The 19,317-nt window shown below is 59.1% G+C and carries 17 protein-coding genes; 14 read left to right on the forward strand and 3 right to left on the reverse strand.

Annotated features, from left to right (window positions below):
- Positions 1-387 precede the first annotated feature (387 nt).
- The 6 genes from pstS to TU84_RS21930 all read left to right on the forward strand — a co-directional run bounded on the left by pstS (position 388) and on the right by TU84_RS21930 (position 5,592).
- On the forward strand, positions 388-1,419 hold the full coding sequence (gene pstS, locus TU84_RS21905; protein WP_048372862.1) for a phosphate ABC transporter substrate-binding protein PstS: 1,032 nt from the start codon (positions 388-390) through the stop codon (positions 1,417-1,419).
- Positions 1,420-1,490: 71 nt separating this feature from the next.
- Positions 1,491-2,456, forward strand: a complete 966-nt coding sequence (gene pstC, locus TU84_RS21910) for a phosphate ABC transporter permease subunit PstC (RefSeq protein ID WP_048372864.1) — start codon at positions 1,491-1,493, stop codon at positions 2,454-2,456.
- On the forward strand, positions 2,456-3,349 hold the full coding sequence (gene pstA, locus TU84_RS21915) for a phosphate ABC transporter permease PstA (RefSeq protein WP_048372866.1): 894 nt from the start codon (positions 2,456-2,458) through the stop codon (positions 3,347-3,349). Before pstC ends, pstA begins: the two co-directional genes overlap by 1 nt.
- 75 nt (positions 3,350-3,424) lie before the next feature.
- Positions 3,425-4,186, forward strand: a complete 762-nt coding sequence (gene pstB, locus TU84_RS21920; RefSeq protein WP_019410462.1) for a phosphate ABC transporter ATP-binding protein PstB — start codon at positions 3,425-3,427, stop codon at positions 4,184-4,186.
- Between the two features lie 72 nt (positions 4,187-4,258).
- On the forward strand, positions 4,259-4,957 hold the full coding sequence (locus TU84_RS21925; RefSeq protein ID WP_048372868.1) for a hypothetical protein: 699 nt from the start codon (positions 4,259-4,261) through the stop codon (positions 4,955-4,957).
- Positions 4,957-5,592 carry a hypothetical protein gene (locus TU84_RS21930; protein ID WP_048372871.1) on the forward strand — a complete coding sequence of 212 codons (636 nt, stop codon included), beginning with the start codon at positions 4,957-4,959 and terminating at the stop codon, positions 5,590-5,592. The genes TU84_RS21925 and TU84_RS21930 overlap by 1 nt, the downstream gene beginning before the upstream one ends.
- Before the next feature lie 145 nt (positions 5,593-5,737).
- On the opposite strand, the gene TU84_RS21935 is transcribed toward TU84_RS21930, so the two are convergent.
- Complete coding sequence (locus tag TU84_RS21935) at positions 5,738-6,613, reverse strand: EamA family transporter (RefSeq protein WP_048372873.1); 876 nt, start codon at positions 6,611-6,613, stop codon at positions 5,738-5,740.
- A gap of 117 nt (positions 6,614-6,730) precedes the next feature.
- On the opposite strand from TU84_RS21935, the gene TU84_RS21940 reads away from it, so the two are divergent.
- From TU84_RS21940 to TU84_RS21950, 3 genes are all read left to right on the forward strand, one after another.
- Positions 6,731-7,504, forward strand: a complete 774-nt coding sequence (locus tag TU84_RS21940; RefSeq protein WP_048372880.1) for an AraC family transcriptional regulator — start codon at positions 6,731-6,733, stop codon at positions 7,502-7,504.
- Positions 7,505-7,686: 182 nt separating this feature from the next.
- Positions 7,687-8,070, forward strand: coding sequence for a helix-turn-helix domain-containing protein (locus tag TU84_RS21945; protein WP_174479345.1), 384 nt, complete (start codon positions 7,687-7,689; stop codon positions 8,068-8,070).
- Complete coding sequence (locus TU84_RS21950) at positions 8,054-9,376, forward strand: type II toxin-antitoxin system HipA family toxin (RefSeq protein WP_048372884.1); 1,323 nt, start codon at positions 8,054-8,056, stop codon at positions 9,374-9,376. The genes TU84_RS21945 and TU84_RS21950 overlap by 17 nt, the downstream gene beginning before the upstream one ends.
- A gap of 95 nt (positions 9,377-9,471) precedes the next feature.
- Here the strand turns inward: TU84_RS21950 and TU84_RS21955 are convergent, their stop codons facing one another.
- On the reverse strand, positions 9,472-9,930 hold the full coding sequence (locus tag TU84_RS21955) for an Rrf2 family transcriptional regulator (protein WP_048372885.1): 459 nt from the start codon (positions 9,928-9,930) through the stop codon (positions 9,472-9,474).
- Positions 9,931-10,073: 143 nt separating this feature from the next.
- Here TU84_RS21955 and TU84_RS21960 point away from each other — a divergent pair, with 143 nt between their 5' ends.
- A complete protein-coding gene (locus tag TU84_RS21960; RefSeq protein ID WP_048372886.1) occupies positions 10,074-10,958 on the forward strand; it encodes an NAD(P)/FAD-dependent oxidoreductase in 885 nt (294 codons plus the stop codon).
- 97 nt (positions 10,959-11,055) lie between these two features.
- Here TU84_RS21960 and TU84_RS21965 read toward each other — a convergent pair whose 3' ends face one another.
- Positions 11,056-12,213 (reverse strand): MFS transporter, encoded by a 1,158-nt coding sequence (locus TU84_RS21965; RefSeq protein ID WP_048372896.1) that lies wholly within the window; start codon positions 12,211-12,213, stop codon positions 11,056-11,058.
- Positions 12,214-12,517: 304 nt separating this feature from the next.
- Between TU84_RS21965 and TU84_RS21970 the strand changes: the two genes are divergently transcribed.
- The 4 genes from TU84_RS21970 to TU84_RS21985 all read left to right on the forward strand — a co-directional run bounded on the left by TU84_RS21970 (position 12,518) and on the right by TU84_RS21985 (position 19,142).
- The gene (locus TU84_RS21970) at positions 12,518-14,797 is read left to right on the forward strand and encodes a TonB-dependent receptor family protein (protein WP_048372897.1); all 2,280 of its coding nucleotides are present in this window, start codon (positions 12,518-12,520) and stop codon (positions 14,795-14,797) included.
- A 53-nt stretch (positions 14,798-14,850) separates the two neighbouring features.
- Positions 14,851-16,443, forward strand: a complete 1,593-nt coding sequence (locus TU84_RS21975) for a GMC family oxidoreductase (RefSeq protein WP_048372898.1) — start codon at positions 14,851-14,853, stop codon at positions 16,441-16,443.
- A gap of 10 nt (positions 16,444-16,453) precedes the next feature.
- Positions 16,454-17,869: an aldehyde dehydrogenase family protein gene (locus TU84_RS21980; protein WP_048372899.1), complete on the forward strand. Its 1,416-nt coding sequence runs from the start codon at positions 16,454-16,456 to the stop codon at positions 17,867-17,869.
- 82 nt (positions 17,870-17,951) lie between these two features.
- The gene (locus TU84_RS21985; RefSeq protein WP_048372900.1) at positions 17,952-19,142 is read left to right on the forward strand and encodes an MFS transporter; all 1,191 of its coding nucleotides are present in this window, start codon (positions 17,952-17,954) and stop codon (positions 19,140-19,142) included.
- Positions 19,143-19,317: the final 175 nt, after the last annotated feature.

Raw genomic sequence — 19,317 nt, forward strand, 5'->3', positions numbered from 1 at the left:
GTTTTTGGGCGTCTGCGGCCTCTGTGTCTCAGTAGTCCGCTGTTTTAAAAGCGTTACGCACCCACCTGCGAGATGTTTGGAGAGCCCGGAGCGAGACAGGCGAGCACAAACGATAAAGGTTAATTAATGTCGACATTCAGGCATTTCCACCTTCGCGCACCCGTCTAGTCTCCAACCTCAAAGCGCCCTAGCGTCGATCAAAGCAGCAGTTTCCACCATTAGGAATTAAGCATGGGAGTGAAGTAACTCGCCCGTTTCAGTGTGCGAAGGACCCAGATCGAGGGACACCCAGGGTGCTGATGACCCTGTAAGAACAATCGGCGTTCATAAAAGTGTCACACGATTGTTGCAAAGTTCTCGGGCCCGATCTCACACGGAATTTCTTTGATGAAAAGCTTAATGAAGTCTGCTGCACTGGCTGTTGCTGTTTCTCTCTGCGCTACGTCGGCGGCATTTGCTGCTGAGAGCGTACGTCTGACAGGTTCCGGTGCCAGTTTCCCGGCTCCGATTTACCTGACCTGGTTTAAAGATTTCAGCAAGAAAACCCCTGGTGTCACCGTGGACTATCAGTCCAAGGGCAGCGGTGCGGGCGTTCAGGACTTTTTGAACAAGACCGTTGATTTCGCTGCAAGCGACTCGGCAATGAGCAAAGAAGACATCGCCAAAGTGGCCGAAGGCGTGCAATTGCTGCCGATGACCGCCGGTGAAATCGTCTTGGCGTTCAACCTGCCAGGCAACCCGAAAGAGCTGAAATTGCCACGTGATGTGTACTCCAACATCTTCCTGGGCAAGATCACCAAGTGGAACGACCCACTGATCGCTGCCGCCAACCCTGGCCTGAAGCTGCCGGATCTGCCGATCACTGTGGTGGTGCGTGCTGACTCCAGCGGTACCACCGCGGTCTTCACCAAGCACTTGGCTGCTATCAACCCTGAGTTCAAAAAAGACCTGGGTGAAGGCAACACTGTTAACTGGCCTGCCAGCGACAAGTTCATCAAATCGCCTAAAAACGATGGTGTGACTGCCACCGTTCGTCAGACTCCAGGCGCCATCGGTTACATCGAATACGGCTTCGCCAAGTTGGCCAAAGTTGACTTCGCTCAACTGCAAAACAAGGCCGGCGAGTATGTTGTGCCTAACGCTGAAAGCGGCGCCGAAGCCTTGGCTGCGGTGAAGATGCCAGAAGACCTGGTGGCCTGGCTGCCAGATCCGGACGGTGCCAAGTCTTACCCGATCACCACGTACACCTGGATGATCTTCCGCAAGCACAACGAAAACCCGGCCAAGGCCAAAGCCATGCGTGAAATGGTTGAGTACGGCCTGACTGAAGGTCAGAAAATCTCTGACTCGATGGGCTACATCCCGCTGCCACCGTCGGTTGTTGATCAAGTTCGCAAAGCGTCTGCCAACATCCAGTAACACGCGTGAGGTCTCTCCCGGCAGGCGCTTGCCATGCCGGGAGAGTGTCCCCCCAGCTCCGGAATTAGCCAATGAATACACCATTTGTCGTACCGGTTAATCCGGATTCTGCTTGCCAACCACCGTCCACGAAGGACTTTCTGGTTGATCGCACCTTCCGTGCACTCGCTCGCATAGGGGTCGTTTTGATTTTGGCGTTGGTCTTCGCCTTGGTATTCGAGGTAGGACGCAAGGCCCTTCCCGGCATGGAAAAGCACGGCTTTGACGTGATTTTCGGCAGTGTCTGGGACGTTAACCAAGGCAAATACGGCATTCTGCCGGCTATTTGGGGCACGCTTTACAGTGCCTTTATCGCGTTGCTGATCGCAGGCGTGTTCGGCGTCAGCATGGCGATTTTCCTGACCCAGGATTTTTTGCCAGCCAAACTGGCTGCTGTGTTTCGCACCATCGTAGAACTGCTCGCCGCCATCCCGAGTGTGGTGTATGGCCTGTGGGGCATCTACGTGGTGATACCGGCCATTCGCCCGCTGACCGCGTGGCTGAACACTGAGCTGGGCTGGATTCCTTTCTTCGGCACCTCTTTAAGCGGGCCGGGACTTCTCCCCGCGGCACTGGTACTGGCAATCATGATTTTGCCGACCATTGCTGCTGTTTCGCAGGACGCCCTCACCGCCGTCCCGATGAAAACCAAGCAAGCCGCCTACGGCATGGGCACCACCCACTGGGAAGCGATTCTCAAGGTGATGGTGCCATCGGCCGCCACCGGTATTTTCGGCTCCCTGGTACTCGGCCTCGGCCGTGCGCTGGGTGAAACCATGGCCCTGGCGATGCTGGTAGGCAATGCAAACAATATTTCACTGTCCCTGTTTGCGCCGGCCAATACACTGGCCGCCTTGCTGGCACTGAACTTCCCTGAAGCCGGGCCTAACGAGATCGAAGTGCTGATGTACGCAGCCCTGGTGCTGATGTTCATCACGCTGCTGGTTAACGTGTTCGGCTCCATGATCATGCTCTACGCCCAGCGGGGTCATAAGTAATGACAAACCTCACGTCCCCTACCAAGGCGCTGCCAAGCCTGCAACGTCGGCTCGAAGGCCGCTCGTTGCGCAGCCTGATTTTGACCACGCTGGTGTGGTTTGGCGCGCTGCTGGCCAGTGTGCCGCTGATTTCCGTGCTTTATATGTTGATCACCCGCGGCGGTGCCCGCCTGAGTCTTGAAGTGTTCACCGAGCTGCCACCCACCGGTTTTGAGACCGGCGGCGGTTTCGGTAACGCCCTGGCCGGTACGTTTGTGATGGTCGGTATCGCCGCTGCCATCGCGGTGCCGGTCGGCATCCTGGCTGCCGTGTTCCTCGCTGAGCTGGGCCCGGACAGCAAGCTGGCCAACGCCTCGCGCTTTGCCGCCAAAATGCTCACCGGCCTGCCGTCGATTCTGGCCGGTGTATTTGCCTACGCGCTGGTGGTGATGACCACCGGGACCTACTCGGCGCCAGCCGGTGGCGTGGCACTGGCCGTGTTGATGCTGCCAATCGTGGTGCTGACGGCTGAAGAGTCGATGAAGATGGTGCCCAAGATCATGAAAGACGCCGCTTACGGCATGGGCTGCACCCGCTCACAAGTCATCTGGAAAATCGTCTTGCCCACCGGCCTGCCGGCCATTTTGACCGGTGTGATGCTCGCCGTCGCACGCGCCGCCGGTGAAACCGCGCCGCTGCTGTTTACCGCACTGTTCAGCAACTACTGGATCTACCACGACGGCAGCCTGGCGGTGATGAATCCAACGGCCTCGCTTGCCGTACTGATTTACAACTTCTCTGGCATGCCCTTTGACAACCAGCTCGAACTTGCCTGGGCAGCTTCGCTGGTGCTGGTGATGATCGTACTGCTCGTGAATATCGTCAGCCGTATTTTCGGCAAGCCCAAGTATTGAGATAGGGAGCACCTGATTTTGAACGTATCAACTGCGCAAATAGCCGCTCCGTTTATCACCCAGGCCCCGGTGGTCATGGACTGCAAGCTGGACAAGATTTTCTACGGCAACTTCCTGGCCGTCCGTGACAGCCATGTGCCGATTGAAAAGAACAAGATTACCGGCTTCATCGGCCCGTCTGGCTGCGGTAAAAGTACCGTGCTGCGTAGCCTCAATCGCATGAACGACCTGGTTAAAGGCTTCCGCTTTGAAGGCCATGTGCACTTCCTCGGGCAGGACGTCTACGGCAAGGGCGTAGACCCTGTCGTGGTACGCCGCTACATCGGCATGGTGTTCCAGCAGCCGAACCCGTTCTCGATGAGCATCTTCGACAACGTCGCCTTCGGCCTGCGCCTCAACCGCTATAAGGGCGACATTGGCGACCGCGTCAAACACGCCCTGCAAGGCGCCGCGTTGTGGGATGAGGTCAAGGACAAGCTCAAGGTCAGCGGCCTGTCGCTGTCCGGTGGTCAACAACAGCGTCTGTGCATCGCCCGCGCCATCGCCACCGAGCCAGAAGTGCTGCTGCTGGATGAACCTTGCTCGGCACTCGACCCGATCGCGACCCGTCGTGTGGAAGAGCTGATGGTCGAGCTGAAAAAGGACTACACCATCGCCCTGGTGACCCACAACATGCAGCAAGCCATTCGAGTGGCGGATACCACGGCGTTTTTCTCGGTGGATATCTCCCAGGGCACCCGTACCGGTTATCTGGTTGAGATGGGTCCTACCACCCAGATCTTCGATAACCCACGCGAACAAATGACCAGTGACTACATCACCGGCAAGTTCAGCTGATTAACAGGCGCCCGCACGTCAGCGGGCATCGGTTTGTTTCAACGTGTTTTTTACTGTTTTTCAGGGATACCAATGCCTGCATCGCGTCGTCTTGATCTGCCAGCCATTGAACACTCACTGCGTGAGGTTCAAAGCGGCTTTGCCGAGCTCAGCCGGCACTTTACCGAGCAGCGCGATCCGCTGACCGACGAAGTGCTCAACAATGTGCTTGAAGGCTATGCGCTGATTGATGACTATGTCGCTCGGGGTGTCGACCTGTTTGACCTTCAGCAACTCAACCTGATGCTGGAGATCAATGCGACCGTACTGTGTGGCAGCGACCCGCAGCGGCGCCTGGAATACGCTCAGCACCTGTTGGCGACCGAGGAGCACTTCTTCAACAACGTTGAGGGAGGCATAAAGGACTTGTTCAACTGGTACGGCGCGCATCGCAACGAATCCGTCTGGAAGCGTGCGGCCGGGGTCTATGTACGCATCCTCAGCGAGCCGCAATTGTTTATCGAAGGTAATCACCGCAGCGGTTCACTGATCGTCAGCTATTTGCTCATGCGCGAAGGCTTGCCGCCGTTTGTACTGACACTGGAAAACGCCGAAGGCTATTTCAACCCGTCATCGGTCATACGCAATTCGGCCAAACATGGCGTCAGAGCGTTGTATGAATTGCCCAAGATCAAGAAGAAGTACGCCGCTTTCCTGGAAGATCAATCACCGGCTCCCAGAAAGTTTTTTCTTAAAGACAAACCCTTGACCGTCATTCAAGGAAGGCACTGATGAACAAGGAATCAACCCTCGCTAACGGCCCTACGGTGGTCGGTCGATTAAAGCAGGCCGTCCAGGCCAGCCTCCCGACATCGCTGCAAAAACGCCAACGCGTGCGTATTTCATTTGATATCGATGACACCCTCGCCTGCCAGCTTCACCACTGCGACGTCGAGCAAAGCCGCCTGCCCGATTGCGTCCATCGCTGGTTGGGTGAACCGCTGCGTTTCGGCACCCGCGCCCTCATCCGAGAACTGCGTCGCCAGGGCTGCAGCATTTGGGTCTACACCTCGTCCGGCCGCACCCCGGCCTACATCAAGCGCTGGCTCATGCTGTACGGCATCCGCGTTGACGGCGTGGTCAACAGTGACCGCCACAGCCTTGCGCTGGCCGCTCGCGGGCTGTCAAACGCCCCGTCGAAATTACCATCGGCCTTCGATATCGACCTGCATGTGGATGACTCCGAAGGCGTGAGGCTTGAAGGTCAGGACCACGGTTTCCGCGTTGTCGTGGTTCACCCTGAAGACGAAAACTGGGCCCGGCAAGTGCTGGACGCAGTCGCCGTGGTCCAGGCGCAGTTGGACTGGCAACACTCGTTCAAACGCCCAGCCCCGGCAACACAGACCGCCAGGGCGTTTTCTTCCTGATCCCTGTAGCCCGCCACTCAGGGTCGCTTCGCAACCCATCGCAGCCTCATGCTTCGGCAGCGACTACAGGGTTCATGCAGCTTTTGTAGGAGCTGACGAGGCACGAAGGCTGCGATGCGGGCCGCAGGACCGCCATTCAAAGTGGCTACGTCCGGCCAGCAAACAATCGCGGCCACCTCACCATCCCCACCACCAGCGCCAGCAACATCACCCCCAGCGACACCGCTTCGCTCGCACCTACCCGATGGCCCAGCATCAGCATCGAGCCCACAACCCCGAACACCGGAATCAACAACGACAACGGCGCCACCCTCGACACCGGGTATTCCCTGAGCAATACATTCCAGCCCCAGTAACAAAAATGCGTGGCGACATAAACCTGAAACAACAGCGACAACACGCCCACCCACTCAACGTGCGAAACAACGCTGACAAACGGCGCGCTGCCGTGTGCCAGCCACGTGAGCGCAAGCAATGGCAGCGGCGGGAACAGACTGGCCCAAACCACAAAGGCAAAGATCTCCCGCACCTTCGACTGCTTGATGATGATATTGCCCACGCTCCAGCTAAAGGCACTCACCACCAGCAACCCGTAGCCCACGGTCGTCCCATGGCCGGGGCTGCTCAGGATAATGCTGATCAGCCCCAACACCCCGAGCCCTACACCCAGCTTCTGCCCAACACTCAACCGCTCACCAAACAGCAACACGCCCCAGCCCAACGTGAAAAACGCACTGAACTGAATCAACAGAGCAGCGGTGCCCGGCGGCACGCCCATCTCAATGCCCAGGTTAATCAGCGCCCACATCGCCACGCCGAAAATCAATCCATACGCCGCCAGCCATTTCAGGGCGATGGGCGGTCGCTTGATAAAAAACACCCACGGTAGCGCCGCCAGCGTAAAGCGCAGCGCGGTGAGCAACAGCGGATCAATGGCCGCCAGCCCCAGTTTGGTGATGGGAAAGTTAAGCCCCCACATCGCCGTCACGGCGATGGCCAAGGCCAGGTGTTTGTTTTGCATCGTAATGGCGTCCAGTCGTCAACGCGAATGCCTGTCTGCACCCGCTGGACGTCACTATGCGCAATACGCGACATGGCCCGCTTGCACTCCAAGGTCAACATTCATTAAATTCGGGCCATGCGCGAAATAAACATAGATCCTTACGAAAACACGCCCCGCGATGCTGTCGTCACGGCCAATGACTACCCGGACGGGCAGCACTTTGCACTGCACACCCATCAACGCGGGCAATTTGCCTATGCCGCCTGCGGCGTAATCAGCGTGTTCAGCGGTCAAGGCAACTGGGTGGTGCCGCCGCAACGGGCGATCTGGGTGCCGGCGGGTGTGGCTCACGAAATGACCATGGCCGGGCCGGTGACCATGCTCAACACGTACATTGCCAACCCGGCCGCCGGGCAACTCGCCCTGCCCGCCCACTGCCAAGTCTTCGGCGTTTCGCCTCTGCTGCGTCAGTTATTGCTGCAAGCCCAGGACATCCCTGCACTGTACGACGAGACCCAGCGTGAGGACCTGCTGATGCGCTTGTTGCTGCACGAAATCGCAGCCATGCCGCCCTTGTCCCTCAACGCGCCCCTGCCCAACGAACCCCGGCTTGCACGTGCCTGCCGCCACCTGCTGGCGCAACCGTCACTGGACATCGGGATCGACGACATGAGCCGACAAGTGGGCATGAGCCGCCGCACCTTCACCCGACTGTTTCGCCAACAGACCGGCATCAGCTTTGTTGAATGGCGCCAGCAAGCCTGCTTATTGGCCGCAGTAGTGCGCCTGGGCAACGGCGAACCGGTCACACGGGTCGCCACTGACTTGGGCTACAGCAGCCCCAGCGCGTTTACCAGCGTGTTTCGCAAAGTTTTGGGTGAGGTTCCGAGCCGGTATTTTGCGCAATAGCACGAGTAGGACAATACAAATAATTTTTTGTACAAACCCAAAAAATGACCAACAACATAAATTTTTATTTGCATTAAATAGAAGGCCTCTTTTTCTATGGCCTACAATACAAACAAATATTTGGCTTAAAGCTCAAAGCAGCCATTACACAAAGGATTATTTACCTTATGCGTATTCAACGCATGTCTGACGAAGCCATTGCCATTCAGTTGGGTAAAGCCATCCGTGAGCGTCGATTGCGCAAAAACACCACCCAGGAACAACTGGCTGAAGCCATCGGTGTCAGTACGCCGACCCTGCAAAAACTTGAAAAAGGCAAAGGCACCCTTGCCGTCCTGATTGCGGCGTTAAGAGAACTCAATGCTCTGGAACTGCTTATAGCGCTGACTAGTCCTGCGCCAGCCAGCCCTTTGGCAGCGTCTAAAACCCCTTCTTTGCGCCTCAGAGCTAAAGGCCGCCCAAAAAATGCATCAAAGGATGTAAGCCAGAAGTATCCGGGCAGCACTACAGGCAAACTGCTCTTCCCTAAAATAACAACGAGAAAAGACCATGGCGAAAGTCGCTGAGGTATGGATCTGGGACAGGAAAGTAGGCGCCGTTCTCTGGGACGAAACACGTCCGGTGCCGACCGGCACGTTTGAATTTGAGCCAGAGTTTTGCTTGATCGGCCTGCAACTCGCCCCGCTTACGATGCGAGCCGAACCTGAAGTGATCTACGAATTTGCATCGCTTCCAGACAAATCGTTCAAACGCCTGCCGCCATGCTTGTCTGATTCATTACCGGACGACTTCGGTAATGCAGTGATCGATAGCTGGCTGGCCACCCAAAACCGGGACCCCAAGACCTTCACTCCGGTCGAGCGCCTGCTCTACATAGGTAGCCGCGGCATGGGAGCCCTTGAATACAAGCCTGCTGCATTGAAGCCCGCAGACACTATTGAACGCCTGCAGATAGACGCACTGGTCGACCTTGCCGGCAAGATTCTGGCTGACCGCCATGACCAACTCGACGGCCTGCGGCTCGCCCCCCAAACAGACCGCGAAGACGAGGCGTTGAAAAGTCTGTTTAAAATTGGCTCATCTGCTGGCGGCGCACGGGCCAAGGCCATTATTGCCCTCAATGAAAAAAGCGGTGAGATTTGCTCCGGTCAAATTCAGGCGCCAGAAGGCTACAGCTATTGGTTGCTCAAGTTTGATGTCGACCAAAAAGAGAACGCACTGGGTGACCCGCAAGGATTCGGTAAAGTCGAGTATGCCTACCACCTGATGGCCAAGGCCGCCGGGATCGAGATGACCGAGTGCAGGTTGCTACAAGAGGGGGCGCGGTCTCACTTCATGACAAAGCGCTTCGATCGAATGGAAGACGGCGACAAGCTGCACGTGCAAACCCTGTGTGCAATGGATCAGGCTGACTACAACGCCCCTGGTAGTTACAGCTATGAATCAGCCCTGATGGTATGTCGTGATCTGGAGCTGAGTCGTCTTGAGCAAATTGAGCTCTACCGGCGCATGGTTTTCAATGTCTTGGCGCGCAACCAGGATGACCATACGCGCAACATTGCGTTCATGGTCTGGCGCGACGGTATCTGGAAACTGACGCCAGCCTACGACGTCTGCTGGTCCTACAATCCCAACGGAGACTGGACTGCCAAACACCAAATGACACTCAACGGAAAGCGGGATGACTTTGTGCTCGACGACCTGCTCAGGGTCGCGACTCATATAGCCAACTTTAATCCGCGAACAGTCATCAAAAAGGTCGGTTCAGCCGTCAGTCGCTGGAAAACCTTTGCGACCAAGGCGCAGGTTCCAGACGCGCTTATCGACCAAATTGCAGCGTCTCACCGGCTTTACCTGGCAAAAGACCTGTAACCCCGTCCTCTGAGTGCCGCCACTCAACACTCCCAATACAGGGGCTGTAAGGCGACGATCTTAACGTCGTTTAACGGCCCTGAAAGTACCCCGCATCACTGCGCCGTACCTCCCACCTCACACCGCCCCAAACTCTGAAAACGCGCCTCAAAATCCTCCGCCAATTGCTCCAGCGTCACACTGCCAAGGCGTTCGATCAGCAGTGCTTGAGCGGCATCGAAAGCATCGGTCAGGGCGGCATTCACGGCTTGTTCAACCAGGCATTCCGGGTGGTCGGTGGATAGGCCAATGGCGAATAGCGAGGCCGAGCCGAGGGCTTCGTGGATGTCCAGCAAGGTCATGTCCGCCAGCGGTTTGGCCAGTGTCCAGCCGCCGCGATGGCCCTTTTCTGAGCGTACGTAACCTTGCTCCTTGAGCAGGGCCATGGTGCGCCGAATGACCACGGGGTTGGTGCCCAGCATCTGCGCCAGGGTGTCGGAGGTCGCCGGGTGTTCGTGGCGCGCCATGTGGATCAGGACGTGCAGCATGCGGGACAGGCGGGTGTCGTTTCTCATGGGCGTTCATTTCAGGCGTGAAGGTGCGCAGAGTATCGCTCGCCACACTAAAAGTTACGAGAGTGTTGACACGCCCACTTCACGTAACTTACGTTGTATCGAGAAATCTTCGAGGGGTCGAAGAGATAACGTGAGGCGTGATCATGGTTTACGACGTAGTGATTGTGGGTGGGAGCTATGCCGGGCTGTCCGCGGGCTTACAACTGGCGCGGGGACGACGCAAGGTGTTGGTGATTGATGCGGGGCTTCGGCGCAATCGATTTGCCCAGCACTCGCACGGGTTTCTCGGGCAGGACGGCCGCGCCCCTGGCGATATTGCCGCTCAGGCGCGGGCGCAATTGCTGGCGTACCCGACGGTCGAGTGGATCGATCAATCGGCGGTCAAGGCCGGCCAATGCGCTGAAGGGTTTGCCGTGGTGACGGCCGACGAACAACGCTTTGCGGCGCGGCGCTTGATCATCGCCGCCGGCATGGTCGATGTCCTGCCAGAAATCCCGGGGCTGGCAGAGCGCTGGGGCAAACATGTATTTCACTGCCCGTACTGCCACGGCTATGAACTGGACAGCGGGCCGATCGGGGTGCTGGCAGCCACGCCAGTGGCGTTGCATCAGGCGCTGATGCTGCCGGATTGGGGGCCGACTACCTTGTTTCTGAATGGTGTGTTTGAGCCCGACGCCGAAGAACTGGCCAGCTTGGAAAAACGTGGGGTAACGCTGGAACGCGAGCGGGTTGTGTCCATCAGCGGCCACGCGGATTTAACGCTGGCCAGCGGGCGTGTGGTTGAGTTGGCAGGCGTGTTTACCCAGCCGCACATGCACATGGCCAGCCCGTTGCCCATGCAACTGGGCTGCGAGTTCGAGGCCGGGCCGATGGGGGATTTCATCAAGGTCAATGCCACCCGCGAAACCAGCGTGCCAGGCGTATTTGCCTGTGGCGATGCAGCCGTGGCCGCTGGCAACGTGGCCATTGCCGTGGGTGATGGCGCGCGAACCGGCGCGGCGGCGCATCAATCACTGATGTTCCGCTAACCCCAACACCCCTGTAGGAGCGAGCTTGTCTCGCGATCTTTTAAAAGATCAAAAGATCGCGAGGCAAGCTCGCTCCTACAGGTTTTCGTGCGCACTATTACGCTTTTCGAAACACCAGCATTGCGGCAAATACAACCCCCACGGCAGCGATGCACAGCATCAGCGCCTGATCACTGATATACGTCGCCACGGCCCCGGTGGCGATAGGGCCCAGTACGCCGCCCAAGGTGTAGAACAGCGCAATCGCGGTCATGGCGGTCGACACTTGATGCTTGCCCACGCGGTCGGCGGCTTCGATCACGGCCACGGTGTTCATGCCGCCAATCGCTCCGCCCCAGACAAACACCACCAGCGCCGCCAGCCACGGCAAAGGCTGGCTGAAGGGGATGGCCAAGGTGCCCAGCAAAAGCAGCAGGCCGCAGATCAATTGTGCGGTTTTGTAGGAACTGCGGTCGGCCATCCAGCCGATGGGCAGTTGCAGCAAGGTGCCGCCCAGCCCGAAGACGGAGATCAGCAGCGTCGCGGCCGTCAGCGGGTAGCCCGCTGCCAGGCTGTAGGGCGCGAGAAACGACACCGTGGAGGTTTCGGCAAACCCTGCAATCAAGGCGGCGCCCAAGGCGATGGGGATGAGGCCGTAGAATTTGCCATGGGCTTTTTCTTGCGGTGTTTGCGGCTGCGAATCGTGGCTTTTGAGGGTCAGCGCCAGCGCGCCCGATAGCAGCACGATCGCCGCACAGGCGTAGTACGGCAGCGCGCCGTCAACACCGAACACCACCAGTAGCAACGGGCCAATCGCAATGCCTAGGCCCATCAGGGTTTCATGCACGCCAATGGCTCGCCCGCGGCCGTCGCGCGACGACACGGCAACGATCCAGGTGTCGCAGGCGATCCAGCGCAAGATCAACCCCACGCCCAGCACAAAGTTCAGGCCGAAGATCAGCACCAGATCCTCAGTCAATGTCATGCCCAGCAACGCCAGGCTGGTGAGCAGCGCGCTCAGCACGTTGGCCTTGACCAGGCCGAGTGAACCCAAAACGCGCGGGACGATTTTGTACAGCAGCAAAATCGCGATCCACGAAGCGCTGACCACCACGCCGATTTTCGCCGCGCTGACGCCTCGCTGCTCCAGTGACATGGACAGCAGCGGCGTGATGGTGCCGATCTGCACAATCTGCGACAGCACCGACAGCGCATTGATCTTGGCCAGCACGAACCAGCGGGGTGGATCGGTGTATTCAGCACTTGGCGATTGCATGCGCACAACCCTTCCATGGATGACCGCTCGGCGATGGCGGCACGCGCAATCATGCGCTTTTTTCAGCGCCTGGGGCGGTCCCGAAAACACAAAAATCCACTGCGCCGACAAACGTCGAAATGTGCCCAAAAAATCATTGCTACTGCTGTGCTGCTCCAGCAGCAGCCTCGGCGCACACCCTTGCTGCTGTATCAGCAACCATCCCGTAAACATGGCTTTACCCCCCGTAAACACGGGACCAAACACCATGGCACATGGCTTGCAAAGTTCCCCCTCAAACGCTTACAAACCGGGGAATACACTCATGCAATATCTAAGTGGAATCAAACAAACGGGGCTGGCGATTTCTATATCGGGGACGCTGTTGGTCTCGGGTCATGCCATCGCACAAACCAGTGACTCGGTACTCGACACCGTCGTTGTCCAGGGGCAAAACCAGGCCACCGATACACTGGTCGGCGATGCCAAACAAGAGAAGGCGCCAGAATCTAAAGCCACACTCACCAAGGCCCAACTGCAAAAGTTTGTCGGCCTGGACAGTGCGGTCACCGGGGCGCTGAAGTACCTGCCCGGCGTGCACTCAAGCGGTGGCGACTCCAGCGGCATTACCGAAGGCTCGCTGAACATTCGGGGCTTCTCGCAGGACCAACTGGGCTTTACCCGCGACGGCATCCCGCTGAATGATCCACAGTTCCTTACGCCGCATGCCGACTTCATGGGCGACCCGGAAAACTACGAATCGGTCTCGGTGATTTACGGCGGCGCCTCCATTAACGCACCCACCCTGACGGCCAGCGGTGGCAGCGTCGAGATCAAATCCGTCGCGCCCACTCAAGAAAGCGGCGTGTTGTACAAACAGAGCATCGGCAGCAACAACCTCTATCGTGAGTTCGTGCGGGTCAACACCGGCGAGCACGATGGCCTGTCCGCCTGGTTGTCGGCCTCGCGCACCACCGCCGACTTGTGGGACGACTCAGACGGCGAATTGTCGTCCAACCGCTTCGAAGGCAACGTGCAGTACAAGTGGGGCGACGGCAACCAGATCAACGCGCTGTTTTCCAGTTTCCTGATGCGCACCAACAGCTATCTGTCGCCCACGCTGGCGCAATACCGCGCCAACAAATATGACCACGGCTACCCAACCAAGGCTTACCCCACGGAGGGCGGCATTAACGGCGTGCCCGACATTACCGTACCCGGCCCAAGTGCGCCCAACTCGCGGGCCGACTTTAAAATCCAGACCTATGGCCTGAACGGTGTGTTCAACCTGTCGGACGGTGTGCAACTGAAGGTGAACCCGTATTACGTCCGGGTCACGGACGGCACCGCGTCCATCGCCACCGCAGCGGTCAACGAAACCAAGCTGGGCACCGACGTCAATCACGACGGCGATGCGCTGGATCCGGTCGTGCCCGCGTCGTTGCAATTATTGCCTACCCAATACCGCATCGGGTCGAGCAACACCCTGGACTTCACCCTGGCCGACAACAACGTGCTGCAACTAGGCCTGTGGACCGACTACACCCACGCCCGCAACCAGTTCATCTTCACGCCGATCAAAGGCAACGGCAAACCGGCCAGCATCGACGGCAGCACACCGATTCGCGATGGCAACGGCAACATCTACTACAACACCAACCAGGCCAACCAGATCACCACGCAAAAGCTCTGGTTGCAGGACACCTGGAACATTGTCAGCGACCTGACCCTGACCGCAGGCCTCGCCTGGCAGCACACTGAACTCAAGGGCGATGACCTCCTGAAGGGTTACAGCAACACCGAAGACTACAACCGCTTCCTGCCGAGCCTGAGCCTCAGCTACCAGCTTGATAAAGAAAACCAGCTTTACTACAACACCACCTCGAACATGCGTGTACCGGCCATTGCCTCGGTATACGGCAGCGTCAATGGCGTTGAAAAACAGAAACCCGAGCTGACCTGGAACCAGGAAATCGGCTGGCGCTACAGCACTGACAAAACCCTGGTCAGCGCCGCATTGTTCTACGACCAGTTCAAAAACCGTCAGGCGGCGTATCAACAGCTGACCGGCGTGACCTCCTACTTCAACGCGGGCAGCGTCACCACCCAAGGCCTGGAGCTGTCGGTGAATGGCAAACTGCCTGCCAACTTCAACTACTTCAGCTCATTGACCCTGCTCAGCGCCGAGCAAGACTCGGACTACAGCGCGGGCGGCCATAGCGCAGACACCAAGGGCAAACAGCTCTTCGACACCCCGCGTCAGTTGTTCAACGCAGGCATCGGTTATGACAACCAGGCCTTCTACGCCAACTTCCTCGGTCGTTACACCGGTAGCTACTACGGTGATCTGGCCAATAACCAGAAAATCAGCGGCTACACCGTCTTCGACGCGAACCTGGGTTATCGCTTCAAAGACCTGGTCAGTGGGCTCAAGGAAACCACCGTCAGCCTTAACGCCAACAACCTCTTCAACAAGCAATACCTGTCTGGCGTGAAGTCCGGCACCATCGACGCCGATCCAAGCGACGCAAACTTCTTCGGCGCGCCTCAATACTATCGAGGCCAGCCGCGCTCGCTGGTGGCCTCCGTGAGTGTTGGTTTCTAACCGTCCCCAGCTAAAAGGGGCGGTTGGCAAAACCGCCGCCCCGAGGAGCCAGCATGAGCACTGAGCATTACGACTACATCATCGTGGGAGGCGGCACTGCGGGCAGCGTGCTGGCCAATCGACTGTCGGCGCGTGCAGACAAACGCGTGCTGCTGATCGAAGCGGGCGCCGACACCCCTGACAACAATACCCCGAACGAGATTCTTGACGGCCTGCAACCCTGGCTGCCACGCCAGGCGGGCGATCGGTTTTTCTGGCCGGGTCTGAACGTATTGCGCGCCAGCCAGCACCCGGACATCCCGCGCGACCCGCAGCGTTACGAGCAAGGGCGCATTCTGGGCGGCGGCTCAAGCGTCAACATGATGGTCGCCAACCGCGGCCTGCCCCGCGATTACGACCAATGGGCCGAACAAGGCGCCGAAGGCTGGGGCTGGCAAGGCGTACTGCCGTACTTCCGCAAGCTGGAACATGACATCGACTTTGGCCTGAGCGACCCTGAACAGCACGGTCACAGCGGCCCACTGCCAATAGCCCGAATTGACTCGCGACGCTGGGGCAGTTTCACCCGTGCGTCTGCCAATGCATTGCACAGCCTGGGGCTGGACAATATCGTCGACCAGAACGGACGCTTCGAAGACGGCTATTTTGCACCCGCCGTCAGCATCGAATACCAACAACGGGTATCCAGCGCACGGGCCTACCTCAACCCCGAGGTGCGCTCACGCAGCAACCTGACGCTGTGGACCCACACTCAAGTCCAGGCACTTCGCCTGAACGGACAGACCGTTACCGGCGTCAACGTGCTACGCAACGGCCAACTGCTGGACGTCAGCGCCAGCGAAGTGATCCTGGCGGCGGGCGCCCTGCAATCCCCCGCGTTACTGCTAAGGGCCGGCATTGGCCCCGCCGATCAGTTGCGCGACCTGGGCATCAGCGTGATCGCCGACCGCCCGGGCGTGGGCCAGAATTTATGGGACCACAGCTCCATCGGGCTCACCGCGCGCCTGCATGACAACCTCCCGGCGAGCGATGAGCCGGGTTCTGCACACTTGCTGGCGGCGCGGGTCTCGTCCGGGGTCAACCCGGATGTGCCGGGGGATTTGTACCTGGGGATCGTCCGCAACGCGGCATTGGGCACGGCAGGCGCCGTGCTGTGGGTCAACAAACCAGACTCCACCGGGCACCTGAGCCTACACAGCAACGACCCGACAGATTACCCGCACGTTGAGTTCAACCTGCTCTCTGATCGCCGCGACCTTGAGCGCCTGCGTGAAGGCCTGCGGTTGCTGGCCAAGGTTTTTGCCAGCCCCGAAGTCGCAGCATTCAGCGGCCCGCCACGCTTGAACCGCTTTGCCGAGACAACACTGGAGGGCCCGCTGCTGGCCGACTTGCTGGCCGACGATGACGCCCTTGAACGCTACCTGCGCACCCATGTGGGCGGTGTGTGGCACGCCAGCGGGACATGCCGTATCGGCCGCACCGATGACCCGCTGGCGGTGGTTGACCCTGCCGGGCGCGTATTGGGCGTACAGGGTTTGCGCGTCGCCGATGCCTCCGTCATCCCGGTGATTCCGACCGCCAACACCAACCTGCCCACGGTGATGATCGCCGAAAAACTCTCCGACCTTATTCTGGCTAACGCCTGAGGATCTCCCCATGACTCACTACGCCTTGTTGATCGATGGACAATTGCACCCCGGCAAGCAGGACGATGAAGTGCTCGACCCGGCCACTGAGCAGGTCGTCGGCTACGCCGCACGCGCTAGTCAGGCACAGGTCGATACCGCTGTGAACTCCGCCCATAACGCCTTTACGGATTGGGCGGCAAACCCGCAAGCCCGACGCACGGCCTTGGCACTCGCAGCCTCGGTGCTGCGTGAAAACAGCCAGTCGTTGGCCGAACTGATCAGCCGCGAGCAAGGTCGCCCTCTGCGCTTTACCCTTGGTGAAGTCGCGGGCGCAGCGGCTACGTTCGATTACTACGCCCATTTCGAAGCGCCGGGCGCCGAAATACTGCGCGACGACGAGCAGCGCCGGGCAAGCATTGAGCGTCGCCCGCTGGGTGTGGTCGCGGCAATCACGCCGTGGAACGTGCCGATCATTTTGCTGGTGCTCAAACTCGCCCCGGCGCTGCACGCGGGCAACACTGTGGTGGCAAAACCATCGGAGCACACCCCGCTGTCGACCCTTTTGCTGGGCCAACTGCTCAAAGACGTGTTCCCGGCGGGCGTTCTGAATATCGTCGCCGGTGACGGTGAAGTCGGTGAGCAACTCAGCAGTCACCCTCTGGTTCGCCACATCACCTTCACTGGCAGCGTCGCCACCGGCAAACGTCTGTACGCGGGCGCCGCCAGTGACCTCAAGCGCCTGACGCTGGAGTTGGGCGGCAATGATGCCGCGCTGGTGCTCGAAGACGCTGACATACCGGCCATTGCCGAAACGTTGTTCTGGGGCGCGTTCTGGAACAGCGGCCAGGTGTGCTTCGCGATCAAGCGCCTGTATGTCCACGAAAGCCTGTTCCAGCCCCTGATCGACGCGTTGGTCGCCCGTGCCGAAAAAACTCGTCTGGGCCACGGCCTCGACGCGCAAACCGAGCTTGGGCCATTGACCAATCGCCAGCAGTTGGAGCGCGTCAAGGCGCTGCTGGCCGATGCCCGCAAGCACGGCGCAGTGATCCATAGCGGTGGCGAGCAGCCTGAAGGCCCGGGCTATTTCTTTGCCCCGACCATCGTCAGCGGGATTGGCGCAGGCGTTGCGTTGGTAGACGAAGAACAGTTCGGGCCGGTGCTGCCAGTGATCCCGTTCAGCGACGTCGAAGACGCCATCCGCCAGGCCAACGCCAGCCCTTACGGCTTGGGCGCCTCGGTATGGACCCGTGACATCGCCCGCGGCGAGGCCATTGCGCGGCGTCTGGATGCAGGTTTGGCCTGGGTCAACCAGCACCTTGAAGTGCAACCCGGCGCACCGAAAGGCGGCTACAAATGGAGCGGTCTTGGCTACGAAGGCGGGTTGCGCGGCTATGAAGCCTTCAGTGACCTGCAAGTGCTCAACATCGCTCGCCCGGCGGTTTAAACGCCTCTGTTGGAGCGAGCTTTTGATCCTTTAAAACGCTCGCGCCTACACGGTTTGATTTATTTCTGATGAAGGATTTCTTATGCGCCCCGGTAGCTGGCCCTCGATTATCTTGACCCTTGCCTTCGCCGTGATTATCGCGGCGTGCCACGGTAAAACCATTCTGCTGATCGCCGACATCGCCAAAGCCTATTCGGTCAGCCCTTCTCACGCCAGTTGGGTGGTGTCGGCTGTGGCCATCGTTGCGGCGATCGCTTCGCCGGTCGTCAACTGGGGGGTGGCGCGCGTGGGCGAGCGACGCGCCATCATCTTCGGCCTGATCGTCGCAGCCGTGTGCAGTTACCTGGCCAGCCAGACCACTGAGTTTTCGACCTTATTGACCCTGCGTGTTATCGAAGGCGCCGGTTATATCAGCGTCGTGCTGGCCGCGCTGGCGCTACTGGTGCACACCACCCACGGTAAACGCCGCACCAGCGCCCTGGCGTTCTGGTCGGTGGCATCGCCACTGGGCGGAGCGATTGCGATTTTTGCCGTGTCGCCCTACATCGGCGGCGACAACGGCCAATGGCGCATCGCGTTCAGCGGCCATGCGGTGATTTTGTTGCTGCTGTTACTGGCCACGCCGCTGCTGCCGTCGATCAACCTGGCCAACCGCGCCGAACGCAAACCGCTGTCCCAGGTTTTCAAGATTTACGCCGACCCGTCTGCCCTGCGCCTGGGAGCAGCGGTGGGAGCACCACTGACCGTGGCCCTCGGGTTGATCACCATCACCCCGGACTACTTGATTCACGTGCTCAAAGTCGCGCCCGCGACCATCGGCGTGATCTCGACCGTGGGCATCCTGTCCAGTGTGGTGGCCGGACTGTTCGCCGGTTTTATCCTCAACCTGCGCGTCATCGGGCCCATCAGCGTCATCGCCGGTGCCTTGATTGGCGTGACGCTTGAGGTGCTGGTGTTTATCCCTGGGGTGAGCGTTGACGTGGCGATTGCCGCCAAAGTGGCGCAAGGCTTTTTCAGCAGTTTCGTGGTGGCCTGGGTGTTCACCAGCATCCCGAAAATGACCCGCAATGGCGACGTCATGGGCGCAGGCGGCATTGCCGAGCAAGCGCTGTACATCTCGATGTTTCTGGGGCCGGTACTGCTCTATCCGCTGTTCGCCTTGCCGACCCGTGTGCCGTTTTTCGTCGCGTTGATTGTCTCCAGCCTGCTGCCGTTGTTCCTGTTGCCGCTGGGTTTTAAACGCAACGAATCCAGCCCGTTAGTGCCTGCGTAAGGCGGCCGGGGTGCTGCTCTTGCAGCACCCTCGCAGCAGGTGCTTTTGTACCAGCAACCCTGCCCTCTTTTCCCGCGTTGGCACGCTATTTTTTTACATTTACTTTCAGTTACTTACGTTTTTAATCAGCCGTTTTCAATCTCGGTACGGTTGCTGCAATACCCCCTGTTAACGG

The sequence above is a fragment of the Pseudomonas helleri genome, assembly GCF_001043025.1.
GTDB classification, from domain to species: domain Bacteria; phylum Pseudomonadota; class Gammaproteobacteria; order Pseudomonadales; family Pseudomonadaceae; genus Aquipseudomonas; species Aquipseudomonas helleri.